Source organism: Aliikangiella marina, assembly GCF_007004765.1.
Classification (GTDB): domain Bacteria; phylum Pseudomonadota; class Gammaproteobacteria; order Enterobacterales; family Kangiellaceae; genus Aliikangiella; species Aliikangiella marina.
Genome location: NZ_VIKR01000004.1, coordinates 537,310 through 557,259, shown reverse-complemented (window position 1 = coordinate 557,259; position 19,950 = coordinate 537,310). Strand labels below are relative to the sequence as shown.

Genomic DNA, 19,950 nt, shown 5'->3' with positions numbered 1-19,950 from the left:
GTGTGTAAGTGCTGTGAGGCATTGAGCTAACTGGTACTAATGATCCGTGTGGCTTGACCATATAACACCCAAGCGGTTTTATAGCTGTTAGAGTGGTTATGTGAAGCGACTAGAATTGATAAGAAGATAAGATTATCTTTGCAAGCTTGACTCGTTAATCTTGATTGTGAACGTAAAGAATTAGGCAACCTGCCTTACAGGTTTTGCCTGGTGATATTAGCGAACGGGAACCACCTGACTCCATCTCGAACTCAGAAGTGAAAACGTTCAGCGCCGATGATAGTGTGGGGCTTCCCCATGTGAAAGTAGGTCAACGCCAGGCATTTAATTTAAGAAAAAGCCCAGCCGAAAGGTTGGGCTTTTTCGTTTAGGAAGCCCCGTTTTTTTATTGTGTGGGACTTGCGAGGCGTCGCACCGCCCATGTGAAAGAACGTCAGGCCGAAACGTCGGACCGATTTAATTCAAAAAGAAACCCGCTCTTCAAGGCGCTTTTTTTTTGGATTAATTATTTAGCTTTGCCTGTTTTTCCGAATGACTCCATGTGATAAATCTGCCGGGAGCAGATTTAAACAGCGGAGGAACGACGCTGGCCCGAAGGGTGGAGGGCAGGAAGCCCGGAATAAAGTAGGTCACAATCTGTTGCTCCTTCACAGATTGCATACCGTCCATCCATGGACATAAACGCCAGGCCGAAACGTCGGACCGATTTAATTCAAAAAGAAACCCGCTCTTCGAGGCGGGTTTTTTTTTGGATTAATTATTTAGCTTTGCCTGTTTTTCCGAATGACTCCATGTGATAAATCTGCCGGGAGCAGATTTAAACAGCGGAGGAACGACGCTGGCCCGAAGGGTGGAGGGCAGGAAGCCCGGAATAAAGTAGTTCACAATCTGTTGCTCCTGCACAGATTGCATACCGTCCATCCATGGACATAAACGCCAGGCCGAAACGTCGGACCGATTTAATTAAAGAGAACGCCCTGCCGAAAGGTTGGGCTTTTTTTATGCCTGGAAGGTTTAGGTATTGAGGATTAACCATTAACTTTTAAGATTAGAGCTGAGTAGATTTCTGATTGAGTCGCATTGAAAAAAGATCACAAACGGGCTTTCGAAAGCGCGTATCTAAGAAATTTCTATTCGATTGCGTCCATTATCTTTTGCTAAATAAACGGCCTTATCCGCTCGTTTATAGAAAGAATCAAAATCATCATCGTGATCCATTAACTTGGTAACTCCAAAGCTTGCTGTTACATTAATACCTTCTGGCTTTAGCTCTTCGATAGCGTTTCGAATAAATTCAATTTTACTTATCGCTGCTTCAATGTCGCAATGGTCTAGGAGTAGCAAGAATTCTTCTCCTCCAAGTCTCGCTGCAATGTCTCCTTGACGGGTATTAGCTTTAATAACGCCTGCTACAGCTTGTAAAACTTTGTCCCCTTTATCATGGCCGTACAGATCATTAACCGATTTGAAAAAGTCGATATCTATCATAACCATACAGAGGGGTGACTCATGACGTATGGCATTAGCAATCTTAAGCGGCGCTGTTTCTATTAAATAGTGACGATTGTAAAGATGCGTTAATTGATCAATTAACGCCATCTTTTGTAATTGATCCCTTTGTTGTTTGAGGGTGATGTGAGCATTGACTCTAGCGCGGACGATGGCTGGACGTAGTGGTTTAGTTATGTAGTCAACGGCACCCAATTCCAAGCCGAGTTCTTCTTCAGCATCATCATCTTTTGCTGTCACAAAAATTATTGGTATATCCGCTGTTTCAGCGTCTTGCTTCAACGCGCGACAAACCTCATATCCATCCATAACAGGCATTTCGATATCCAACAAGATCAAATCAGGAATAGGTTCAGTAACCGCTAGTTGTAAGCTCTTTTTCCCCTCGGTTGCGACTTTAATTCGATACTGGTCATTGAGAAAGTTCGCTACCAATTGGATGTTAGCGGCGACATCATCGACTAGAAGTACAACTGGTTTATCATTTGTCGGGTTCATGCTGTTTATTCTCAAAGGCTCCTTGAAAGGCCTAAACCATTATCATGGCTCAGTTCCATTAGTGCGGATAATCTAAGTTTAGTTGAGAATTAACATCTTGGTAGGAGATTTCTTATGTAAACCATAAGAAGGCCTGAAGAGGACGCAAGCTAGAGACTCGTATGAAGCTGACTTTCTATAGGTAAACTCAATCAAATTTGACTCTATGACTAAGTTTTTAACTATAAGACGGTTAAAGCGCGCGGTAAGGATTGCTATTTATAAGATTGGATTTATAATTTTCAGAAATTTCTGAAAACACGAAAAGGCGGTCAGATGAACTTACCTGCAGAGCTAGAATCGTTAGTGGTCCATTTTGGAGAAATGGGGAGTCGCTGGGGATTTAATCGAACAGTAGGACAAATGTTTGCGGTTATAGTTTTTTCAGAAGCGCATCTTAATGCCGATCAAATAGCGAATCTCTTAGGTATTTCCCGTGGTAACGTCAGTATGGGGTTAAAGGAGCTTCAGTCTTGGCAATTGATTCGAGTCCATCACAAATCCGGTGACAGAAAAGACTATTTTAAGCCTGCCGGGGATATTTGGGAACTCGCATTGCAAGTTTTGTCTGAGAGACGAAAACGAGAAGTGGAACCAACTTTATCGATCCTTAGAGGCCAACTGATGAACGAGTCTTCGAATGACAATTTTGTCTCAGTGAAAGTCGAAGAAATCCATAACCTACTCGAACTGTTTAACTCATGGTTCGACGATATACATCGGATGAAACCAGAAAGCCTCATGACCCTACTAAAATTGGGTTCTGGGGTTGGAAAGGTACTAGATCTCAAGCATCGAATTAGCAAAAAAGACGTCAGTCAGTAACCTCTGTTTCAGCTTCCAGGAGGAAGTTATGTTAGATGTTCTCATGCTCTCTCGCATTCAGTTTGCGACCAATATTAGTTTTCATATTTTATTTCCATCTATCACGATTGCTTTGGCATGGTTTCTTTTTTATTTCAAGTTAAGACATAACATTTCGGGCCATCCAGTATGGATGCGTATTTATCGTTTTTGGGTAAAAGTTTTCGCATTGTCCTTTGCTTTGGGCGTGGTGAGCGGGATCACCATGTCGTTTCAATTTGGAACTAACTGGCCGGGTTTTATGGAGAAAGTTGGCAACATCGCCGGACCTTTATTGGGTTATGAAGTGTTAACTGCATTTTTTATGGAAGCAACTTTTCTTGGTGCTATGCTTTTCGGTGTGAGTCGGCTGCCTAACTGGTTACACACCTTATCAACTTTTTTAGTTGCTTTAGGGACCTCGATGTCTGCATTTTGGATATTAGCGCTTAACTCATGGATGCAAACCCCGCAAGGTTTTGAAATGATTGATGGTGTTGCATTTCCTGTGAGTTGGTTTGATATTATTTTTAATCCTTCTTTTCCTTATCGTTTAGCTCACACTTTAATTGCTTCAGGTTTAACCGCTGCGTTTTTAATCGCCGGACTATCAGCCTATCGGTTATTACGAGAGGATGAAAAGCTCGCACCAAAGGTGGCCTTAAAAACTGCTGTGATTACGGCGGCGGTTTTGATGCCGCTACAAATTTTGATTGGTGATCTTCATGGACTGAATACATTAGCTCATCAACCGCAAAAGGTTGCCGCGATGGAAGGCATTTGGGAGACTGAGAAAGGAGCACCTTTATTACTTTTCGCCGTACCGGATGAAACCAAAAGAGCCAACGATTTTGAAGTCGGTTTACCGAAAGTTGCGAGCCTTATTTTGACTCATGATTGGGAAGGAGAAATAAAAGGCTTGAACGAATTTGAAGGGGAGCACCCGCCAGTTAAACCGGTTTTTTATGGATTTAGAGTCATGGTTGGTATTGGCGTATTAATGTTGATTGTTAGCTGGGTGTGTGTGTGGCAAATGCGATCAAATAAATCGCTATCTCGCCCGCTCTTAACAGTATTGTTGTGGATGACATTTTCAGGCTGGATCGCAACGTTAGCGGGCTGGTATGTAACAGAGATCGGTCGCCAGCCATTTATGGTCAATGGCGTCTTAAAAGTCAGCGAGGTGGTTACCTCCATTCCACCCGGTAATGTTGCCTTTTCATTGACTGTATATCTCTTGGTTTATCTTGGCTTGCTCTATGCGTATATTCACACTCTATTTTTTATGGCGAGAAAATCAGTTCAAGTCCAAGAGTTTGAACCCCTATCATTTTCCAATCGTCAACGCCTCAGCGCCGCGCATTAACGTTCATCACCAAATAGAATTTTATGGAGTATTAACATGAATTTTGCCGAAACGCTTCCTTATGTATTTTTATTACTGATGGCGATTGCTATTTACCTGTATGCGATTCTTGATGGGTTTGATTTAGGCGTCGGTGTCTTATTACCAAGCGATAACGAGAATTTTCGCAATCAGATGATCGCTTCGATTGGTCCTTTTTGGGATGCGAATGAAACATGGTTAGTACTCGCTGTGGGCATCTTACTGATTGCTTTTCCGCATGCACACAGTATTATTTTAAGAGAGCTTTATTTGCCAACACTAGCGCTACTAATTGGTCTTATTCTGAGAGGAGTGGCCTTTGATTTCCGGGCAAAAGCGATAACTCAGTCGAAAAAGCTTTGGGACAAACTATTCAAAATCGGTTCACTAATGGCCTCTGCATCTCAAGGCTTTATGCTTGGTCTCTATGTGATGGGGTTCGAGTATTCATTCTTTTCGCTGATTTTTGCCGTGTTGAGTGCAATCTGCGTCACCGCCGCATACACCTACATAGGTTGTGCTTGGTTAGTTGTTAAAACGGAAGGAGAACTACAAAAGTTTGCCGCTAAAAAAGGTAGAGTCGCAGGTTGGATAACGGCAATAGGAATTATCAGCATTTGCATTGCCAACCCATTGATTAACCCTTCGGTGTTAGAACGATGGCTTTCGATGCCAGAGGCAATACTACTCATGTTGATTCCGCTATCGACTGGACTGCTCTTGGTCATTGTAGATCGCTACTTTAAACAGGTGCCTTTAGAAAATGATTTTGTAAGCTGGTTGCCTTATACCTGTGTTTCAGCCCTATTTGCTTTGTGCATGATGGGGCTTGCTTATAGTTTTTACCCTTATGTTATACCCAATCAATTACTTGCTGTGGAGGCGTCAAGTGCCACGGTTTCACTTGAGTTTGTTTTTTATGGTGTAGTAATTGTGCTTCCAATTATCCTCGCTTATACCTTTTTTGCCTACCGAATATTTAATGGAAAAGTCACACCACTTGAATATTATTGAACGAGCGATAACAATAAGCTATGCGCGCTGCACCAACCGGTTTGATAAATCAACGGCGACACTTTTTCGCCATAATTCATCATGAATAGTAGGAATTGGCGCAGCCCATAACCAGAATTTGTCGATTAAATAGTCGTTATCACACTCTAATAACGGCGATAATCATGCAAAAAAAAGCTCACTTTACTATAACGACTCTTTGGTTCTTCCTACTCGTTACATTCTCTCAATTTACCTTAGCATTCAATCCTTCTTCTTCAGCAGATGAGCTTTCTAGTGGGACACTAGAATTAATACATGAATCGGAAGTTATTCAAGCTCCGTTGTTATCGACTGATGTGAATATCAATATCGTCGGAATGATGGCACGAGTCATTGTCACACAAACTTTTGAAAATGAGAGCGCAAACTGGGTGGAGGGTAAATATTTATTTCCGCTCCCAGAAAAATCAGCTGTCGATACTCTAACAATGAAAATTGGAGAGCGTGTCATCGTTGGTGAAATTAAAGAAAAGCAGCAAGCCAAGAAAATTTATGAGCGTGCTAAGATTTCTGGGAAAAAGGCATCCTTAGTTGAACAGCAGCGACCGAATGTATTCAGTAACTCGGTTGCGAATATTGCTCCCTTTGAAAAGATTGAAGTTCAAATTCATTATCAACAGGATCTTACTTATTCGGCAGTTAATGGCATGTCTATTCGGTTTCCAATGACGATGACACCAAGGTATACGCCCTCAAATATCATCGAAGAAAATTATCAGGATCTTTCGCAGGGATTCGCATTCGCGCCTAGCTTTTTTAATGTTGTCGATTTACCACAGGTTTCTGCCGAGAAATCTACACATCGAGTGAATATTAACGTAGCGCTTGACTCAGGGTTGCCATTAGCGGCAATCAAGAGTAATACCCACAAGATAATTCATCAACAACAGTCCGAATCTTTACACAAAATTAAGTTATCTGGTTACAACATTAAAACGGATAGAGACTTTATTTTAAATTGGAAACCAATTGATGGCGCATCGCCTAAAGCGGCTATGTTTACCGAAACCATGAATAACGATAGTTTCGTAAGCTTGATGATTATGCCGCCGATCGGTCAGAAAGCGATTCAGCAATTAACGAGAGAGGTTATCTTTGTGATTGACACCTCGGGCTCGATGGCTGGCGAGTCAATTAAACAAGCAAAAAGTGCATTGCTACAAGGAATCGGCTCTTTGTCATCCGGTGATTACTTTAATGTAATCGAGTTTAATAGTTCTTTTAGCCGCTTATTTCAGTCATCCGTTGCAATAGATTCGCGTAGTCAAGGTAAAGCAAATCGTTTCGTTACTGGTTTAAATGCCAATGGTGGTACTGAAATGTATGCGGCGATGAACGCCGCTCTTACTGGACATCATGCCCCCACGGATCTGCGGCAAGTTATTTTTCTTACCGATGGCGCGATATCTAACGAGTCTCAATTGTTTCAATTGATTGAAGACGAGTTGAGTGATTCTCGTTTGTTTACGGTTGGTATTGGTTCGGCACCTAACGAATTTTTTATGAAACGCGCAGCTAGATTTGGCCGAGGAAGTTATACGTTTATTCATAGTGTAGAAGAAGCAGAAGCAATGCTGACTGAACTGTTTTACAAGATTTCAGCACCGGTACTGTCTAACATCAAGCTCGAGTGGCCAAAGGGATCAACGGTAGAGATGTGGCCTGATAGAATCCCAGATCTTTACGCCGGCGAGCCACTTTGGCTGAAAGCAAAAACAGATGTTTTGAATGGTGAAATATCGATTTCGGGAGAGTTAGCAGATAGTATTTGGCAGACTAAAGTATCGCTCGACAAAGGTAAAAATCAGCATGGCGTCGGCAAACTTTGGGCGCGCGAAAAAATAGCGACGATTATGAATAAAGCGCGACACGGTCGCTTAACGGAAAAAGCGCAGCAAGCCGTAACACAGGTTGCGTTGGAGCATCAGCTTGTCAGTCGGTTTACTAGTTTGGTCGCCGTCGATAAAACGCCTACGAGGATAGCGGAAGCTCTTTATAGCAGGCGTATTCAGCAAACTCGTCCTAAAGGTAGCGTGGCGCCGATTTCTTATCCGAGCACGGCTTTACAATTTACAATACCTCCTTGGATGTCAGTTATTTTAATCGTGTTGTCACTGTTTTGTTTACTGGTAGTGAAAGGCTTAAAAAAGTGATAAACGGTTTTTTACATGGGATTACGCGGTATGGTATAGGGCTCTTAAAGTCACTTGCGCTATTGCTGTTGATAGTCGGCGGGGTTGGCTTTGTCGAGCCTGCCTATATGTCATTGAAGGCCTCATTATCGCAACATTTATTAGAGACAGCTTGGCGAAAATCGGTCGCCTATCCGCAACAGAATATAAAACCGTGGCCTTGGGCTGATACCTGGCCAGTTTTTAAGCTACGTCTGCGAAAGTCGTCGTCGGTGACGGAGAGAGAAACTGCTTTAAGCGATAAGGAAAGTCAACTTAGCCGCAGCTATGTCGTTTTAGCAGATGCTAGCGGAGAGAGTTTGGCATTTGCGCCTGGGTTGGTAACGACCACGGTATACCCGGGCGATCTTGGCAATAGTCTTATCGCCGCCCACAAAGACACTCACTTTTCCTTTATGGAAGCGATGACCTACAAAGATTCGATTGAAGTTGAATATAAAGACGGTAGCACTTATCGATTTGAGATTGACCATGTCGAAATCATTGATAGCCGTCAAGAGTCTCCAATTATTAATATCAACGAGTCTCGAGTGACATTAGTTACCTGCTACCCTTTTGAACAAACATCGCAGCAAACTCCCTTCCGAATGTTGATGAGCGGAATAATGGTTGCGAATAATTAACCTTTAAACCTGTAAATTGCACTGTGCAAATTGTTGATTATTATTTATTATTGGAGTCGGACGAAGCTTCAATTTAATAACAGTACCGCCGCAAGGTAAACTTTACAGGGAATAATAATGATTACGCTGGTACAACAATATTTTTCTGAATCTGCTCAAAAATATCCACAAAAACTAGCCATTAGTTGTGAGTCGCAAGCGGTGACTTTTCGTGAGGCTGATGAGTTTTCAAATAGTTTTGCGCGCCACTTGCAAAGTCTTGGCGTCACCCGAGGATCATTCGTCCCATTTTTTATGAAAAAGAGTGTTGCTTCTGGATTGTCGATTTTATCTATCCTGAAAGCCGATAGTGCCTATGTTCCGGTAGATGTTAATTCGCCTGCACAAAGACTCGGGTCAATTCTAAAAAGTACTCAAGCGAAAGTGATTATTGCGAACAACGACAGTGAAGCGAAGTTGAAAGCGCTGATCGACGATACATCACAAGTAACCATTGTAAATATTGATGCGTTCTCGCCGACTGATACTTCCCCAATCGATTACAGCAACCTATCGATTGATATTGCTTATGTGTTATTTACTTCAGGATCAACAGGAATCCCCAAAGGGGTAATGATCCCCCATAAGGCAATTATTGATTATATTGACTGGTGTGTCGAAACCTACGAAATTACTGCAAACGATGTAGTCGCTAATCATGCACCATTGTATTTTGATAACTCGACCTTTGATCTTTACACGGCTTTTAAAAGCGGAGCTTCTCTGCACCTGGTTCATGATGAACTGAATGCGGTAATTCCGCGATTGGTGTCCTGGCTGAAGCAACGCGAAATTAGTGTATTTTTTTGTGTACCATCGGTTTTGACGATGTTACTCAAATCGCGCCGATTAAAGCCCGACAGTATGCAGCATATCAAGCATTTAATTTGTGCTGGCGAGGTGTTACCGCGAGATATTCTTGATGCCTGGATGGAAATGTATCCGCATATTCAATTCACCAACATGTACGGGCCAACTGAAATCACCGTTGATTGTAGTTATCACATGATGAAGTCTCGTCCAGAAGCAGAGTGCTTGAGCATTCCCATTGGTAAAGCTCGCAAAAACATGGAGTTATTTGTGAGGACTGAAGAGGGGAAATTAACTCAAGCGCCGGGTGTACCAGGTGAGCTACTGGTGCGCGGAACTTCAGTCGCATATGGATATCTCGGTGATACCCAAAAAACCGAAGCCGCTTTTATTCAAAACCCTAACCACAGCCTGTATCACGATCCTCTTTATTGTACAGGCGATCTGGTTAAGATAGATGAAAATGGTGACTATCTCTTCTTAGGGCGGGCCGATGATCAGATCAAGTTTCTTGGATATCGTATAGAGCTTGGAGAGATTGAGGCGTCCTTAAACAGTGTTGATGGTGTGGTTGAAGGTGTTGTGGTTTTTAACGATTCTGAAGATGAATCTCAGCGAGAAATAGGTGCGTTGGTGAGCGCTGATAATGATATGGATAGTCAAATGCTTACCCAAGCTTTACAGGAAAAACTTCCGAGTTACATGGTTCCCTCTCGTATTGTGTTTTCTTCACAAGAATATCCTAGAACCCCAAATGGTAAATACAATCGTAAAGCCATAAAATCTCTAGTGTTTGGCAATAGTTGAACAAAACTTTAGACAGTTGACAGAAAATCTCATTAGTCAATTTTCCAGTGGGTAAATTGAAACGAAGCAAGCAAAACTGTCTATAATCTAGCTAATGGACTAATCACTAGGGGGCAGACTTTGTCAGAAGCGAACCAAATTCAATCGCTTAAAATTCTAGTCGTCGATGACGACGAATTGATGCTGGATCAAGTTTCGCTCACTTTAGATAAGTTAGGTATTGATGAAGTTGCGCTAATGTCAAATGGCGCCGACGCTTTGGCTGCGGTTAAGAATGGTGGCCGCTTTGATGTCGTTTTTCTCGATTTGAATATGCCTGAAATGGATGGCATTGAAGTCATGAGAAAACTTGCTGAGTATGAATACGCTGGTTCGGTAGCGCTGTTTAGTGCTGAAGACTTTCGCATTCTTAAAACCGCTGAAAGCCTTGCTGGAGCCCACGATTTAAATATTCTAGGGACATTGAGCAAACCTGTGACGGTTAACTCAGTGATCGATTTGTTTTCGCGTTTTAACAACCATTTACCGAAACAGGCGAGCAAGCCGGTAGAGAAATTTACACGAGAGCAAGTGCTCGCTGCTATTGAGGCCAATCAGATTCAGCCCTATTACCAGCCCAAAGTTAGAGCCACTGATCACAAACTGGTTTCGGCGGAAGTGTTAGCCCGCTGGATTGTACCCAATGGAGAAATTATTACGCCGAGCGCTTTTATTCCGGTTGCTGAAGAGTCTGGGATTATTGATCGACTAACTACCGCCTTGTTTGAACAAGCGATGACCGCCTTTGGTCAATGGCTGCAAAGCGGCCTGGCCTTTAGTTTAGGGTTTAATATTAGCGCCGATAATCTTGACCGGGTTGACTTCCCTGAAAAATTGTCAAATATCGCGAGCCAATACGGAGTCCAGCCACGCCAAATCGAACTTGAAGTGACAGAAAGCCGCTTGATGGAGAATTTAACCACTTGTTTGGACGTGCTCACTCGGTTGAGGCTAAAAGGGTTTGGCTTGTCGATCGATGATTTTGGAACCGGCTACTCCTCAATGGCACAGTTAAATCAAGTACCTTTCACAGAACTCAAGATTGATCGTGCGTTTGTGCAGGGCGCCCGAGTCGACCCTGCTGCACTGGCGATTCTAGAAGCAAGTGTTGAGCTCGCCAAAAAACTCGATATGACGGTCGTTGCCGAAGGGGTAGAGGACGAGTTTGAGAGCGAAATGGTTAATCGGTTAGGGTGTGACATCATTCAAGGATACTTTATTGCCAGACCGATGCCTGCCGAGGACTTCGAGCGGTGGGCTCGCAACCATTTCAAAGATAACTAAGACGCAGTTTGTCCGTTCACGGCTTGATTTTAAATGCATACAAGCTTTAGCAATCACCAAAAATATCCCTCTTTTTTGGTTTTCCTCATGTATACTTAACAAATACTAATATTTAATGCTAAGTCATTGATATAATTAAAATAACATTCGGGACATTGTTTAAGTGGATTTTTATTTAGCCAAAACAAGGTTGTTTGGTTTGTCGCTTTGTCATATTACCAGCCCTCGGAGGATTGGATTAAGCGGCTTTTTCTGGGTCTTGTTGGCCCTATCCTCAGTCATAAGTTCATATTCTGTTGCGGCTCAAGTCGAACTCACTAGGGAGGAAAAAGCTTGGCTCGCGGAGAATCCAGTGATTCGAGTAGCTCACTCTAGTCAGTATGAGCCACTGACGATAGACAATGGCAGTGAAATTGTCGGGGTCCTACCTGATTACTATCGACTGCTTGGCGAGAAGCTTTCCGTTAAATTCGAATATGTTGATATCGACTGGCGAGACGTTTATGACAAACTCGCCCAAAAAGAATTTCATCTTATCGCTTTAATGGATAAAAGAGTTGGGGCTCAGCAAAATTTATTAGTCGGTGAGCCAATTTTTCATGCACTTGCCACCGTATTCGCCAGAAAAGATCGAACATTTGATATTAAATCGCTCGAAGATATAGCCACTCGAAGCGTTGCTTACAATCAAAATTTAATATTATTGAGTAACTTTCTGAGTCAATCAAAACACCCCTCTATCGTCGCTCGGCCTAACTCACTTTCTGCTTTACAAGCACTGTTAGAAGGTGAGGCTGACGTAATGCTGGGGGCAAATATCGATGGTTATTATCTTGCCAAGCACTTTATTCAAGAACTTGAGCCCGTTTATTATTCAGACGAACTGAAAGCAACTATGGGCCCCGCCGTTCGTCAACAAGATAAAATATTACTTTCAATTTTAAATAAGGCGGTATCTTCAGTTACTTTTGCTGAGAGGCAGGCCATCATCGAAAAGTGGAATGTTGATGTCCGTCAAAGCTCAGCGAGTAGCCTTCTTAATCAAGAGCAAAAGACATGGGTTGCTGACAATCCTGTTATCCCTTTTTATACAACAGCATTTTCTCCACCTTATAATTATTTGACTCGCCAAAACCAGTTTGTCGGTATTACCGCGGATATCTTAAAAGGAATTGAGAAAAGAACTGGGTTGAAATTTGAAATAAATGCAGGTGATGAGGCAAGTGTCACTAAGCAACTGAGACAGAAAAGTTTGGGGCTTTTGGGTATATTGCCCCAGACAGGAATTGATGAATCGCAAGTAGAGTATTTTCCATCCGAATCGCTCGTAAAAGGCTATGTGTCTTTGTTTGGGCCGACTGAACAGAAAGGTAAGCTAAGTCTCAAAGATATTAATAACCAAGTGATTGCAACTAGTCCGAGCTTTGAATTGAGTTTTGCTGAAGAACTACTTAGTCGTAACAAGCGTGTTGTTATTAACAAAGCTGATCGTGCCATCGGCTCTTTGCTTGCGAGCCAGTCGAATTACTTCATTCAAGTTGACCAGATTGCAGATTTTTATTTGAAGGAGAGTCAGGTTACCAATATCGATAAAATTTATACGTGGCCAACAGCAATTAATGGTTCGTTTTGGTTGCCCAAGAATCAAACTATTCTTGCGCAAATCATTCAAGTCGCTCTGGAAGATATTCGACAAACTGAGTTGCAAAGTATTTTGAACCGATGGCATGGCAGAATTATCGATTTTGATGCTCTAAACCTCTCTCAAGCTGAACTCGACTGGTTACGAAGTCACTCGGTCATTAAAGTTGGAAACTCACTGGACTATCCGCCATTTGATTTTAACGTCAATGGTCAACCTCAAGGTTACTCGGTTGATTACATCAAGTTGTTAGCAGAAAAATTAAACTTAAACATTGAATTCGAACAGGATACTTGGCCAAATTTATTGCAAAAATTGCGGGCGCAAGAGTTGGATGTTTTAGTCAGTATTTCGACGAGTAGTCAAGAAGCAGGCATGGGCATTCATTTTAGCGAACCATACAAATACACACCGATCGCCTTAATTGCTCGGACTGAAAATCAAGGAAAGATTGATTTTGAGCGCTTGTCGGGAAAAACGATTGCCATTGGTAATATAAGCGAAGATTTAAAAAGTGCATTACAACAACGATTTCCCGAGTCTAAGTACATTGAGTTTTCTGATAATCTCGACTCGATGAAAGCCGTATCGTTTGGTGATGCCGACGTGACTATCATTACGTTACCTGTTGCTAATTATATTATCAGAAACAACTTTCTCACTAACCTCGTTGCGGTTGATGAGATTAGTCAAATAGCCGGTGCGAATATGGAGCATCGGCTCGCAGTTAAGTCGAGCTGGCCCGAGTTGGTGAGTATTCTTGATAAAGCGAAAGCAACGCTACGACAACAATCGCTCAATGAATTGGATAACAAGTGGATCAATATTTCTCGTAGCCCCGTTACCATGTCAAGCGAAGAGATCGCATTATCTGTCGATGAAAAACTATTGCTTGGTGAGTTGCCTCCGTTAAAGTTCAGTGGTGGTAACTGGAAACCGATGGCTGTGATTGCTGAAGATGGTAGTTTTTCTGGTTTAATTGCGGACTATTTGTCGGTTGTTTCCGAGAAAACCGGCATTGAATTTCAGTATGTTCCCAAAAACTCATGGTCTGATGTTATTGAAGGTTATCGAACCGAAAAACTTGATTTATTACCTGCCGTAGAATCTGCGCTCAATGTTGGTAGAGAAACACTCTTTTCTGATTCATATATCTCATTTCCAATGGTAATCGTAACCGGCGATGAAGTCAGTTTTATTAGAGATACTCGGCAACTTAATGGGAGAAAAGTTGCCGTCGGTAAAAACTATGCAAGCTTTGATTACTTGCGAGCGAACTATCCTGACATCGAGTTAGTTGAAGTCGAAGATGTCAAAGAAGGGTTGTTAAAGGTCGTTAACAGTGAGACCTATGCATTTGTTGGCCACCTAGCGACAGCCGTTAATTATATTCAAGAGCTTGGTCTAAAAAATCTAAAGATCGTCGGCGAAACAGATTTTACCTATCAACACCGAATTGGGATTTCAACTAAATACGATCGGGTGTTACCGATTATCAATAAAGCGTTAGCATCTATGACAACAGAAGAGCATCGCTTAATTTATGATAAATGGTTGCCGGTTGAATATGATCAAGGCTTAGATTATGCCTATATTTCAAAAATTGTCGGTATTGTCATTTTTATTGCGGCTTCGGTCATCATCATTATATCGATCTGGAATCGTAAGCTGGCTCTGGAAATTATTGAGCGAAAGAAAGTAGAGGAAAAGCTTGCTGAAGCGAAAGATAGAGCAGAGAGTGCGACCAAAGCAAAAAGTACTTTTCTTGCTAACATGTCACACGAAATAAGAACACCAATGAATGCTATTTTAGGTTATGCGCAATTACTCAACAAGGATAAGGACTTATCCGAAGAAAACCACTATGTTGTAGAAACCATTAATCGTAGTGGAGAGCATTTGCTTGGCTTGATCAACGATATGCTTGATATGTCTAAAATTGAAGCCGGTCGAATGGAGGTTACCACAATCGACTTTAACCTCAGGGAGTTGATTGATGACATTATCACCATGATGGATGTTAATGCGCGTTATAAAGATCTTCGTCTTGAAATTGATGTTGATAATGACGTGCCGATTTTTGTCAGAGGTGATGAAGGTAAGCTAAGACAAATATTAATCAATTTGATCGGTAATGCAATAAAGTTTACCGACACTGGAACCGTAGGGGTATCAATCTCAGTCGTCGAAAAAAATGAAAACCTCCACGTTATCCAATTTAAAATATCCGATACCGGTATCGGAATTAGTCGGGATAAGCTGTCAACGATTTTCGATGCGTTCTCACAAGCCGAGGGCGGTCAGCTGGTTGGTGGAACTGGATTAGGTCTACCAATTAGTTTACAGCTCGCGAGAATGATGCACGGTGATATTCAAGTCGATAGTGAGCCAGGCAAGGGGAGCGACTTTTATTTTGTGACTAGGTTGTATGCTTCTGGCGCAAAAGCGCTTGTCAAACAAGATAGAACCAAAAAAGTCAAAGGCGCGGCGTTAGGCGAAAAAATTCCGACTGTACTCATTGTTGATGATCAACCGACAAACCGAATGTTACTCAATCGAATACTCAAACGTCATGACTTTCCGACACTTCAAGCGGAAAATGGAAAAGTCGCTATTGAAGTTTATCTAAAACATCGCCCTCCAGTTATTCTAATGGATTCTGTGATGCCTGTGCTTGACGGTGTGTCCGCGATTAAAAAAATAAGAGAAGCACAATCGGAAGACGAGAATTTAACGATCATTGGTGTAACCGCAAATGTATTGGAGAGTGAAATTAATGCGCTTGAAAGTGCGGGGGCTAATACCGTGTTGAAAAAGCCCGTTCAATTAGACAAGCTTTTAATGACGATATCTGAATACAATGGGCTAAGGCTTGTCTACGAAGAAAGTACGATTGAAAACAATGAAGATGATTTAGACCGCAACCCAAACGTGTTTGAAGAATTACCTGATGATATAAGAAGACGGATTATTGATGCCCTTAAAATAGGCAAAATAGCAGAGCTAAGGCAATTGGTATTTGTTGTCAAAGAATGGGATATGGATAAAGGTAAAGTCTTCGAAAGTATGGTGAAGCGTTATGATCTGAAGGGTTTAAAGCGACACTTTTTATAGAGCAATGAGATAAACGAAATTTTCAGAGAGTATATTTTTATTTGCACGCAATGCTTGCTGTTCTCTCTATTGGGATTAAGTCACCGATTGTTAAAATGATAAACAGTTAATATTTTTTGTTTTTGCTTCCCGTTATTTTAGACAGTACAAACGCTTTTAAAAGATCAGTTTAGTGAGTGTGTGATAGTTATGGTGGGCGAAGCGAAGACAAAAAATTAAGGGTATCAGTCCCATGGAGGGTCACAATCCCATGAAGTCAGGTATACGAAAAACAGGCATCAGCAATTTAGGTATCGGAAATTCAGTCAATAATCGTCGTGATTTTGACGTCGCGATTGTTGATGATGATGACTTAATGTTAAGTCAAGTAAGTTTAATCTTAGAAACTTTGGGGATAGAAAACTCTCACTTAATTGAGAGTGGAGAGGAATTGTTGCTAGCCATCGATTCGGGAAGTAAGTTTGATCTGCTCATTGTTGATCTAAATATGCCCGGCATCGATGGTGTCGAAGTCATTCGCGGACTTGCCGCACGTAATTATGCAGGTGCGTTAGCGCTTTTTAGTGGTGAGGATTATCGTGTACTAAAAACAGCGGAATGTCTTGCTCAAGCGTATGAGCTCAATGTTTTGGGAACGCTTTCAAAACCAGTTACTCCAGATCAGATGGGGGAACTTTTGAGTAAATATGATCCGGCTGACAGTCGTTATACTCGCCCTTTGGTCAAACCGGTGAGGGGCGATGTACTGCAGGAAGCGGTTCAAAAAGATAGGATTACGCCCTATTTTCAGCCAAAACTTGACCGTAATAAGAAGATTGCCTCCGCTGAAGTTCTTGCCAGATGGCAAGACAATAATCAGCTGTTTATCCCTCCCATCGCTTTTATTCCGGTTGCTGAAGATACTGGAATCATTCAGGAGTTGACGCTATCGGTATTTAAACAGTCAGTCGCTCATTTCAGTCGGTGGTTAGCCATGGGGTATAAGTTTAAGTTAGCGGTTAATATCAGTACCGAAAACCTCAAAGAGTTGACTTTTCCCGATCAATTGGAAGAAATCGCGTCAAAATATCACGTTTCCTGTGATCAAATCATTTTAGAACTAACAGAAAGCCGCCTAATGGAAAATCTCGTTAAGGGCCTTGATGTGCTGTCACGCCTGAGATTAAAAGGTTTTGCCTTATCGATTGACGACTTTGGCACCGGTTATTCGAGTATGGAGCATTTAAACCGGATACCGTTTAATGAGTTAAAGATAGATCGCGCATTTGTTCATGATGTTCACCAGGATCCGGCAGCCTCGGCTATTTTGGAGTCTAGTACCAGCCTTGCCAAAAAACTGCGAATGGTCACTGTGGCAGAAGGGGTGGAAACGCCCGAAGATTGGCGATCTGTGGTTAATGTCGGTTGTGACTTAATCCAAGGCTTTTACCGCGCCAAACCCATGGCTCCAGAACAGTTTGAATCTTGGCTGGTTACAAATAGCAAAGTAGCCTAAACTGTGATGGCGGTTATATTTTATCCAATAGAGCGTTTTATCTATATATGAGATATGGTAGTGTTGTAGGAATGACAGAAAGGTGACTAAAGTTGGCTAGGTGTAAGTAGTGCTTGAGAAAGTCTTCAAACTCGGTGGAATTCAGAGAACAATCGTTGTTTTCACGATTACGGTCGCCCTATTCGCGATTTTGAGCGTCGAAATCTTTCTGATGAGTTATAACCAGCGAAATATGGAAGATAATGTTCTCAACTTAGCGGTGTCGAAAACTGAGTTCATCGCTGGTCGAAGTGCGGGTTTAATTATATTAGATAATGCTGAGCTATTAGAGACCCAATTAGCGACATTGGTCAACGAGCCCTTAGTTCTGTCGATTTTGGTGAGTAAAGTTAATGAAGAAAGTGGCAAACTTGAAAACTTCTTAGCACTGAAAGAATCGCTCCAGCTTCCTGTTAATTCGGAAATCTCTCGTTCAAGCCAAGTTATTACAGATAACTTCATTGAGGTTGTAAGACCCATTTCTCTTGATAACGATGTGGTTGGAAGTGTTCGTTTACTTTACGATACCAGTGAGTTAAATCGTTACTGGACAGAGTCTCTGTCGATGTCCTTAATGGCATTTGTTACTGTCGCTATTTTAGCGCTCTTAGTTTCTATTATTTTCTCGCGAAAAATCGTTGGGCCGGTTCGTCACCTAGCTTCGCGTACCCATGAAATCGCAGACCGAAAAGATTACTCAATCCGAGTTAAAAATCGCCAGTCCGATGAAATTGGTGAGCTTACTGACACTTTCAATTTCATGATGGATGAAATTGAGAAAAAAGATCAACAACAACATCGCGTAGAAGAAGAAATTCGTGAACTCAACGCCAATCTAGAAAAAATGATAAACGAGCGAACGAGTGAGTTACTGTTAGCTAAAAACGTTGCCGAAGGGGCTAACAAAGCAAAGAGTTTATTTTTGGCTAATATGTCGCATGAAATTCGTACACCGATGAATGCGATATTAGGATATGCTCAGTTGATGGCTAAAGATACCAGCCTCAATGAAAAGAATAGAAATATTGCCGATACGATCAATAAGTGTGGTGATGAGCTCCTCGAGTTGATTAATGATGTGCTTGACATGTCTAAACTCGAAGCTGAGCAAATGGAAATTCTTTGTAATGATTTTGAACTCTACCAACTGATTTCGGATATCGAGTCAACGATTCGGCCTCAGGCTGAAGAAAAAGAAATTAGCTTTAGTATTGAGTTCAGCGAAGATCTGCCTCGCTATGTCTATGGTGATAGAATTAAACTTCGTCAGGTCCTGTTAAATTTATTGAGTAATTCCGTCAAATTTACAGAGCACGGTGCAATTGCATTGAAAGTTTTTGTCGACTCGCTCGAAGCCGATGAGTTTACCCTCCAATTTGAAGTGTCAGACACAGGTGTTGGGATTCCTCAAGAAAGATTTAGTGATATTTTCAATCCGTTTTCTCAAGCGCAAATGGGGATTCAACTTGGTGGCACTGGTTTAGGTCTGCCACTCAGTCAACAAATTGTTCGGTTAATGGGGGGTAAGATTTGGTTGACGAGTGAAGTAGGTGCCGGTAGTCAGTTCTCTTTCCAAATAAAAATACTTCGTTCAAGTGTTGATAAAATTAAAGAGTCGATAAAAGTTAGACCGGTGGCGGGCTTGGCTGAGGGGCAAGAGATTCCATTAGTGATGATCGTCGATGACAAGCAAAGTAATCGCGAACTCCTGAATAAAATTCTCAGTCCAATGGGATTTCCGATTGTTGAGGCTCAGGATGGCTTAGACGCAATCAAGCTATACAAAAAGCATCAGCCGAAGATAGTGTTGATGGATATTCTAATGCCAAGGCTGAATGGCGTTGAAGCAACCAAGCAGATAAAACAATTACCCGGGGGAAAAAATACCGTCATCATTGGTGTTACTGCCAGCGCTGTGGAAGCCGAAATTCAAAACATCTATCGATGCGGTGCAAATGACGTGCTGCAAAAGCCAATCCAGCTTGATGAGCTTTTGATGACTATGGCAAAGCACACCAAGCTAAAATTAATTTATCTTGAAGACTTATCGAAGACGCTTCCGGCTCAAAATAAAGTTCGAAAAGTCACTGTGTTAAGCAGAGATGACATAGATAAGATGCCAGAGGCGCTAAAAACTGACATTGTCCAATGCGTTAAATCAGGCAACATTGCGAGTTTGAGAAAACTTGTTACTGGTGTGAAAGGCTGGGATGAAGTTAAAGGTAAAAAGTTTGAAACAATGGTTAAGCAATTCATGTTGAAAGAGCTGAAATTGGTTTTTGTTAATGAAGTGTCGGAAGACAACACGTCAGATTGACAAGGAGTTTGCTGTTTTAATAATAGCGCTCACCAGTGAATATGATCCTTAGCATGTCGTTCGTATTTTTATGAATGCCGATAGTTGAGAATTAAAAAAAGATAGACCACGAAAAAAGCAAAAGGAAAGCAACGGTAAGAAAGAGAAAGACCGGCAATAAAAGTTTCGATAGTAAGAGTTCTAGTATATTTTCTCTTCCTCCATTAATTGAAAACGC

At 41.7% G+C, this 19,950-nt stretch carries 11 protein-coding genes and 1 rRNA gene; 11 read left to right on the top strand and 1 reads right to left on the bottom strand.

Going from position 1 to position 19,950, the window contains the following annotated elements:
* The first annotated feature begins 206 nt into the window (after window positions 1-206).
* Window positions 207-322, top strand: a 5S ribosomal RNA gene (gene rrf / locus FLL45_RS17225).
* Between the two features lie 797 nt (window positions 323-1,119).
* Here the strand turns inward: rrf and FLL45_RS17220 are convergent.
* The gene (locus FLL45_RS17220) at window positions 1,120-2,007 is read right to left on the bottom strand and encodes a diguanylate cyclase (protein ID WP_142943320.1); all 888 of its coding nucleotides are present in this window, start codon (window positions 2,005-2,007) and stop codon (window positions 1,120-1,122) included.
* A gap of 315 nt (window positions 2,008-2,322) precedes the next feature.
* Between FLL45_RS17220 and FLL45_RS17215 the strand changes: the two genes are divergently transcribed.
* From FLL45_RS17215 to FLL45_RS17170, 10 genes are all read left to right on the top strand, one after another.
* The gene (locus FLL45_RS17215) at window positions 2,323-2,871 is read left to right on the top strand and encodes a GbsR/MarR family transcriptional regulator (RefSeq protein ID WP_142943319.1); all 549 of its coding nucleotides are present in this window, start codon (window positions 2,323-2,325) and stop codon (window positions 2,869-2,871) included.
* 28 nt (window positions 2,872-2,899) lie between these two features.
* Window positions 2,900-4,255 carry a cytochrome ubiquinol oxidase subunit I gene (locus FLL45_RS17210; protein WP_142943318.1) on the top strand — a complete coding sequence of 452 codons (1,356 nt, stop codon included), beginning with the start codon at window positions 2,900-2,902 and terminating at the stop codon, window positions 4,253-4,255.
* Between the two features lie 36 nt (window positions 4,256-4,291).
* Entirely contained in the window at window positions 4,292-5,290 is a 999-nt protein-coding gene (locus FLL45_RS17205; protein ID WP_142943317.1) for a cytochrome d ubiquinol oxidase subunit II, read from the top strand.
* Window positions 5,291-5,454: 164 nt separating this feature from the next.
* The gene (locus FLL45_RS17200; RefSeq protein ID WP_142943316.1) at window positions 5,455-7,485 is read left to right on the top strand and encodes a marine proteobacterial sortase target protein; all 2,031 of its coding nucleotides are present in this window, start codon (window positions 5,455-5,457) and stop codon (window positions 7,483-7,485) included.
* The gene (locus FLL45_RS17195; protein ID WP_142943315.1) at window positions 7,482-8,147 is read left to right on the top strand and encodes a class GN sortase; all 666 of its coding nucleotides are present in this window, start codon (window positions 7,482-7,484) and stop codon (window positions 8,145-8,147) included. The genes FLL45_RS17200 and FLL45_RS17195 overlap by 4 nt, the downstream gene beginning before the upstream one ends.
* Window positions 8,148-8,264: 117 nt before the next feature.
* A complete protein-coding gene (locus FLL45_RS17190; protein WP_142943314.1) occupies window positions 8,265-9,803 on the top strand; it encodes an amino acid adenylation domain-containing protein in 1,539 nt (512 codons plus the stop codon).
* A gap of 120 nt (window positions 9,804-9,923) precedes the next feature.
* Window positions 9,924-11,126, top strand: coding sequence for an EAL domain-containing response regulator (locus FLL45_RS17185; RefSeq protein ID WP_142943313.1), 1,203 nt, complete (start codon window positions 9,924-9,926; stop codon window positions 11,124-11,126).
* A gap of 352 nt (window positions 11,127-11,478) precedes the next feature.
* The gene (locus FLL45_RS17180) at window positions 11,479-15,882 is read left to right on the top strand and encodes a transporter substrate-binding domain-containing protein (RefSeq protein WP_185964521.1); all 4,404 of its coding nucleotides are present in this window, start codon (window positions 11,479-11,481) and stop codon (window positions 15,880-15,882) included.
* 250 nt (window positions 15,883-16,132) lie between these two features.
* The gene (locus tag FLL45_RS17175) at window positions 16,133-17,377 is read left to right on the top strand and encodes an EAL domain-containing response regulator (RefSeq protein WP_185964520.1); all 1,245 of its coding nucleotides are present in this window, start codon (window positions 16,133-16,135) and stop codon (window positions 17,375-17,377) included.
* Between the two features lie 109 nt (window positions 17,378-17,486).
* On the top strand, window positions 17,487-19,733 hold the full coding sequence (locus tag FLL45_RS17170; RefSeq protein WP_142943310.1) for an ATP-binding protein: 2,247 nt from the start codon (window positions 17,487-17,489) through the stop codon (window positions 19,731-19,733).
* Window positions 19,734-19,950 lie beyond the last annotated feature (217 nt).